Annotated in this window: 3 protein-coding genes; 2 read left to right on the top strand and 1 reads right to left on the bottom strand. The window is 47.0% G+C overall.

What is annotated here, in order from left to right; genetic code table 11:
* Positions 1 to 664 (bottom strand): sugar-binding domain-containing protein (locus VM802_RS24415; protein WP_325535572.1); only part of this gene is annotated, 664 nt, incomplete at its 3' end.
* Positions 665 to 905: 241 nt separating this feature from the next.
* Between VM802_RS24415 and VM802_RS24410 the strand changes: the two genes are divergently transcribed.
* Positions 906 to 1,733 carry a LamG domain-containing protein gene (locus tag VM802_RS24410; protein WP_325535570.1) on the top strand — a complete coding sequence of 276 codons (828 nt, stop codon included), beginning with the start codon at positions 906 to 908 and terminating at the stop codon, positions 1,731 to 1,733.
* A 1,037-nt stretch (positions 1,734 to 2,770) separates the two neighbouring features.
* On the top strand, positions 2,771 to 7,423 hold a 4,653-nt coding region (locus tag VM802_RS24405; RefSeq protein ID WP_325535568.1), incomplete at its 3' end, for a non-ribosomal peptide synthetase.

Here is a 7,423-nt window from a genome sequence, read left to right as displayed (position 1 = left end):
CCTGGATCTTCATCTGCACTTCAGCGCTGCCGGAAGGGCCGTCGCTGGTTGTTATGTAAGTGCCCCAGTGACCAACGTGTACAGGACTGGTTTCAACGAGCCACACATGACGATAGATGCCGGCGCCCGGGTACCACCTGGAGTCCCATTCCTCTGTATCAAGCCTTACCGCCACCACATTTTTTCCATCTGCCTTCAGGTAAGGGGTTATGTCCATCCGGAAGGAGCTGTAACCATAAGGCCATGTGCCTGCATAACTGCCATTAACCCATATTTTAGCATAGGCCATAGCGCCATCAAAGTCGAGGAAAACTCGTTTATGCCTGTCCATACCCTGCAGCGTAAAATGCTTGCGGTACCAACCGATTCCTTTCCACGGAAGCTTCCCGGTGTTACCTGCCAACTCTATCCTGAAAGGTCCGGCTATCGCCCAATCATGGGGAAGATCAAGCTGTTGCCATCCGTTATCCGGATAACCTGTAGCTTCTACTCCGGTGGGTTCCGGCAAGGTGCTTCCATCTGCCTGCATTCCAAAACGGGCGAACTTCCAGCTGTCATCAAATAACACCGTACCTGTATTACCTTCCCTTAAAAAACGGGATTGTCCGTCACCCTGCGTTATAAAACCCAGCAGCACGACAGCACAACAAATCATTCTAATCATAAACATCCACGTATAAATGACTAAAGATCTTCCGCAAAACGCGCATAAACAAGAACAAATTTTGCTTTCTCTGATGTTATATTATCCTCTTACGAATCGATAAATCTAATATACTTGCATAGAAAAACAAACATCACTATGCCTTAGTTCTTCTCAAAGAAAATCATTGATAATTGTCGGCTCGTATCGGTGAAGATTTTCTGTCCCGTAGTTTTCTTCAATCCTATATAAACCAAATCAAATGAAAAGAACATTATCAACTTCAACCAAAAGCTTTGCAACAATCGTGTTCAGTGCCATCATGTTTGCTTCCTGTCAAAAAAGTACGCTTAACCCTGCAGACGCAGTACCTGCTGAAACTCCTGCTAAGGACAAACCCACAGCCATTAGCGCCTTAGCTGCCAACACCATTAACTTCAGCGGCTATACGTGGACAGTGCGCTCCACTTCTGCCGGCACCCAGGGCCCCGGGCCAAACTACTGGAATAGCAGCAATGCATGGCTGGATGCAAACGGCCACCTGCACCTTAAAATGCAAAAGGATGCACAAGGCCACTGGAGCTGCGCAGAAGTGACCAGCGCCAACACCTTTGGCTATGGTACCTACCAGTGGAAAATTGAATGTGACCTGAACAATATCGACAGGAACCTCGTACTGGGACTGTTTACCTACTCAGGCCAGGATGGCTATGACGAACAGGATATAGAACTTTCCCGCTGGGGCAATCCCTCTGCCGGACAGTTCAATTACACGGTATATCCGGCGCAATCCGGCGTGCGCTACAAAAATGTACACTGGAATACGGCCAATATTACCATGAATGGCACCTTCAGTACACACCGGTTCACACGTAACAAGACTGCCAGCATCGTGTATGAAAGTCAACACGGCCACTATGATGCAGGCAGCAGCATCGCCAGGAAAATATTCACATCTTCAGATATAACGCTGTCTGCACTGAACATGCCCGTACTGATGAACCTCTGGTTGATGAACGGCACGGCGCCCGTCAATGGCCAGTCATATGAAGTAATCATTCATGAATTCAAATTCACCCCCTTACCCTGATCACAATAATATAATCACGTATCAAAGGTTGCCCGTACCTCCCCCGCCGGGCAGCCTTTGACATTAAATATCAACATTAACAATTTGGTAAAAACCGGTCTGTTCATATAAAGACGCAGGTACAGCAACATTATTGTCCAATACAAACACCGAAAGTACTGACTGATGTAGATAAAAAAAATCCCGATCTATCAAACCCAATACAGTAAAATATTCCAGCGGATCATTACCCGTTCATTCTACTGATTTTCTACCGCAGACTGAAAGGAAGATTTGTTTCTCAGTAAAAAATTTCTACCTTTAATTCATCAAATACTATCCGCGCAATTATTTGCGTTTAATGAATTTAACGGACATGCAGTTGATTGTTGTTATTGTTATGCCCTGAATAACCACGTAGCAAGAGGTCAACTCAAACCATTGAAAACTTGTTAAAACACAACGAATGAAAACAAAACCCGACACACCGAAACATTTAACATCCTGTTTTCCATACAGTTTTGAGGTTGCTGTTTCCTGAGTAATAGTGCCCGGAACACAACAGGGTTTTTTGTTTGCTTATTGATTAGTCTGTTTGCTTATTACCAATACGGACACCTGCGACAACCGATTCAGAAGAAACGGAAGTTCATGCTATGCGAAGTTTTGCCTGGAAATTACCCGGCAGCGTATATCCACAATACAGATTGTTATTCGAACAAAGGGTGAAAAATGAAATAAGTACTGCCTCCGACAGTGCAACGAATGGATGCCTAAAGGCTTTTCTCTCTTAGAATAATATAAACACAAACTCTTGTATGATGGACTGCTAATCCTGCGGATGCTGTTTGCCATATAACCTTTGACCTATTTTCGAACGAATGCTATCAAAGATTTTAAAAATGCTATCAAAGATTTCTTAAAACAACTAGTCCCATTTTTGGGTAATTGCCAACACTAACTAATAAAAAATTTGCATGATCCACTCAGGCTGAACCTGCACAGGCTCAGCTCAACCGGATTTTGCCCATAACAGTCATTGCGTCAAATATCAGATTATGTTTTTCCTTCCTGCTAACCAAAGAGCCATTTGGTTCGAACAGAAACTATTTCCTCAATCTGCCATATACAATGTATGCACTTATACGCGCATACACGGAGAGATAGATGTAACATTGTTTGCTCTCGCCATCCGCATATTGATCCGGGACAACGATGCACTCCGTTCCGGTATTGAGGAAACTGGCGGCATTCCGCGCCTATTCATTTATCCATATGATCCTGCGCATGCCATCCCCTTCTCTTTTCTCGACCTTTCCAAAAAGAAGAAAAGTGAGGATGCCTGTCTGGATTGGATGCACAGCCAGAGCACCCTGCCACTGGACTTTGCGCACAACGAGCTTTGTGCCTTCAGCCTGTTGAAGCAGTCAGACAATGTATACTACTGGTACGCGAAACTACATCATACCATTGCCGACGGCTGGAGTGCTTCACTGATCGTGAGTAAGCTGGCCGCTGTGTATGAAAGACTGGTAAAGGGCGAAGATGACCATACGGAAACATTATACTCCTATACGGATTATATCCGCGATGACGAAAATTATACCGCCTCTCCCGCATTTGCCGCTGATGAAAAATACTGGAAAGACAGATTCGCGGACGCGCCCCAGCCACTATCTGCCGGCATCAGAGACGGAAAAAAGGAAGAACTGGTACTCAGCAGCATCCGCAAAACGATGGTGATAGATAAAACATTCTATGAATCTATACGCCAGCTGGCGGCTGCAAACAATGCCACTACCTTCCATGTTTTTCTGGGGCTTTGCTATACTTATTTCTCCAGGGCCTGCCAGGTAAGCGATCTGGTGATAGGCGTGCCGGTAATGAACAGGTATAATGAAGCATTCAGACAAACGCTGGGTATCTTTGTAGGCATCCTGCCGTTCCGGATGAACTATGCGGAAACGCTCACGTTCACAGAACTGCTGACCTCCATCCGGGATGCATTCCGCCAGGACTTCCAGCATCAGCGATACCCGGTTGATGAGATTGTACGTATGGTGAAATCAAAAGAGCCGGATCTGTTATCGCTCTATGATATTTCCCTTTCGTTTGAAAAACAAAACTACAATGTGCCGTTCAACGGCTTCAGCACTACCACGGTGGCGTTGTCTCACCAGGCGGAAAAGTCGCCGCTGGCCGTGTTTGTACGCGAATGTCAGTCAGCTGATGATATTAAAATAGATTTCGATTTCAACCTCGGGCATTGGGATGCATGCTACATCGATCAGTTCCTCGAAAGATTCAGGGAACTGATACATACACTTGTGCTTCATCCCCAACAGGTAATCAGCCATGTGCCGCTGGCAACAGCTGCTGAAACAGGCATATTACTCCATCAGCCGCCTGTTACACCCATGGCGCCCGATACGCTGGTGACACAATTTGAAAAAAGTGTGCAAACCTGGCCCGATCACATTGCACTGGAATTTGAAGACGTTCAGTTAACCTATGCCACCCTCAACGCGCAGGTGAATGCCCTCGCGCATCACCTGCGCCATTCTTTCAAAGTGAAGCCCAATGAAATAGTGGCTTTCATGGTTCCTAAGTCCGACAGGGCTATCATTACAATCCTGGGTATCCTGAAATCAGGCGCAGCATATCTCCCTATTGATCCGGCCTATCCGGAAGAGCGGAAGAAATTTATGCTGGAAGATTCCGGCGCCAGGTTGCTGCTGACAGAAAGCGGATTTGAGCTACCCGCTTTTGAAGGACAGATGCTCCTCGTTGACCAACAGGAATACCTGCACGAAAACACAGCAGATCCGGTGTCTGTCAATACCTCCGACGACACCAGCTACATCATCTACACCAGCGGCTCTACCGGCAAGCCCAAAGGAGCTGTCATCAGGCATGCCGCTGCCGTAAATATTGTACAGGAGTATTTAAAGGGAATCAACATACAACCTACGGAAAATTATCTTCAGTTTGCCTCATTATCGTTTGATGCGTCTGTACTGGAGATATTCATGCCCCTGTTCTCCGGTGGCAGGCTGCTGCCGGTCTCCAGGGACATTGTGGCAGACTTCGATCGTTTCGCCAGCTTCCTGGATAAAAAGGACATTGCCACGATGGTGCTCCCACCCTCCTACCTGCGCAATCTCAACAAGGCGTCCCTGCATAAGATAAAAGCACTGCTCACCGCCGGTGAACCGGCTATTCCGCGCTCAGAACTGGAACTGCGCGATGATCAGGGGTACTATAACGCATACGGGCCTACGGAATGTACCGTTTGTACCACCATTTACCAGGAGACGGCAAACGTGAACCGGAATGTGCCCATCGGTAAGCCTATCGGTGGCATGCAGGTATATATCCTGGATCAGCATATGCAACCCATGCCAGCCGGTATGCCCGGTGAGATTTTTATTGCGGGGATAGGGCTGGCAAAAGGGTACCTGAAAAATCCGGTACTGACCGCAGAAAAATTTATCCGGGCGCCATTCAATCCGGACATGCTGCTCTACCGCAGCGGCGACGTGGGCAGATGGTTGTCTGACGGCAACATAGAATACCTGGGAAGAGCCGACGACCAGGTGAAGATAAGAGGTCATCGTATTGAGCCAGGAGAAATTGAGGCGGCCCTGGTGTTACACCCTTCCGTAAAAAATGTGTCAGTTGTCGTAAAAGAATTATCGCGGAACGAAAAAAGTTTACATACTTTCGTAGTACCACAGGATGACGTCACAACAGATGCGCTATATGCCTTCTTGAGAGCTAACCTGCCCCACTTTATGGTTCCTGACCGGATTATGCTGGTAAATGAAATTCCGCTCACCATAAACGGGAAGGTAGATAAAAGAAAACTGCTAAATACTGTCACACAGGAACCGGATAGAGAATATGCCGCACCCGAAACGAAAAATGAAAAACTGGTTGCCCGCATCTGGCAGGAGCTATTAGCCATATCACATATAAGCATCACCGATAATTTTTTCCAGTTAGGCGGACATAGTTTAAAGGTTGGTCAGTTCATCAACAGCGTGTATAAAGAAACAGGCGTAAGGCTTGTTTTCAGTGAAGTGTTCCGTAACCCCGTATTAAGAGAGGTTGCCCGTCTGCTGGGAACCAGAGAATCGGTTGTTATTCCTGAGTTGGTAAAGATCCCGGAAAGGGATTATTACCCACAGTCATCTTCCCAAAAACGTTTATATATGTTGCACCACGTTGAAGGTACTGATAACAGTTATAACATCCCCAGAGCTTTCCGCGTAAAAGGAAACCTTGACCGCACACGCCTGGAAACGTGCTTTGCTACGCTGATTGCGCGTCATGATGCACTGAGAACAGGATTCGAAATGAAAGACGGCGTGCCGGTACAAATCGTACAAAAGGCCGTTCCTTTCAGTATTGGTTATACGAAAGCAACCCCGCAGGAACAGGAGCAGCTGATACGCTCCTTTGTGCGCACCTTCGACTTGTCAACCCCTCCATTGCTGAGAGCACACTTGTTTGATTTTGGTACAAACAATCAGTTGTTCATCTTCGACATGCATCATATCATCTCCGATGGCGTTTCCGCTGGCTTATTCATCGGGGAACTGATACAGTTGTATAATGATGAAATACCGGAACCGGTGGTCTTCCAATATAAAGACTTTGCTGTATGGCAGCATGATTTATTATCGGCAGATGCATTTAAAGACCAGGAGAGCTACTGGCTGCAACAATTTGCAGATGAAGCGCCCGTGCTTAATATGCAGACAGACTATCCGCGGCCGGTACGCAAGACTTACGAAGGCCGGAGGATACAGGCAATATTACCGGAAGTGATCAGTCAGCCGCTGGAACAGACAGGCATGCAGCTGGGATACACACTGCATCAGTTGTTGCTGGCTGCTTTCAAAGTACTGCTTTATAAATATTCCGGCAATGAAGACATCGTGGTAGGTACGCCGGTGGCAGGCCGTACCAGGGCAGAGCTGGACAAAGTACAGGGCGTGTTCATCAATACACTCGCTATCAGGTCGTATCCCGCCGGTAAAAAGGCTTTCCGGGATTTCCTGGCAGAAGTAAGCCAGTCCACGCTTGACGCACTGAAGAACCAGGATTACCCGTTCGAGCTGCTGATCGATAAACTCAATCTCAGAAGAGATGCGAGCCGTAATCCGCTCTTCGATGTAATGTTCTCCCTCCTGCATGAAAACAGAGACGTACTGCCCCTCGGAGATGCTACACTGGAGCCGCTTAATGATATTTGCTACACTAGCAAATTCGATTTATTGCTGGAAGGCGTAAGAACCGGCAGTCAGTTGAAACTTAATCTCGAATACAGCACTGAACTATTCAGCGACGCTACAGCTGAACGTTTCCTGCAACACTATGTGAACCTGTTACAGGAGATCAACAGTTATCTCAACAACACACTGGCAGACATCAATATTCTCCAACCAGCCGAAACACAATGGCTGCTCACGGATTGTAATGATACCGCTGCCCGCTATCCGGAAGATATATGTATCCACCAGCTGTTTGAAGAACAGGTGAAACTGCATCCGGATAATGTGGCTTTGGTATTTGAAGATAAACAACTGACCTATGCTGCCCTGGATGCCAAAGCCACTCAGCTGGCTGCCGCCATACAGGAAGCTATGCCAGCGAATGAAAACCAGGTCATCGCCGTGATGCTCGACAGAAGTCCGGAGATGATC

This window comes from Chitinophaga sp., assembly GCF_035538455.1.
GTDB lineage: Bacteria > Bacteroidota > Bacteroidia > Chitinophagales > Chitinophagaceae > Chitinophaga.
Note: the sequence above shows the minus strand (reverse complement) of the source record. Positions and strands in the feature narration are given on the sequence as shown.

Coding starts and splice junctions, on each gene's coding strand:
- VM802_RS24410 (WP_325535570.1), top strand. CDS start 906: ATGAAAAGAACATTATCAACTTCAACCAAAAGCTTTGCAACAATCGTG.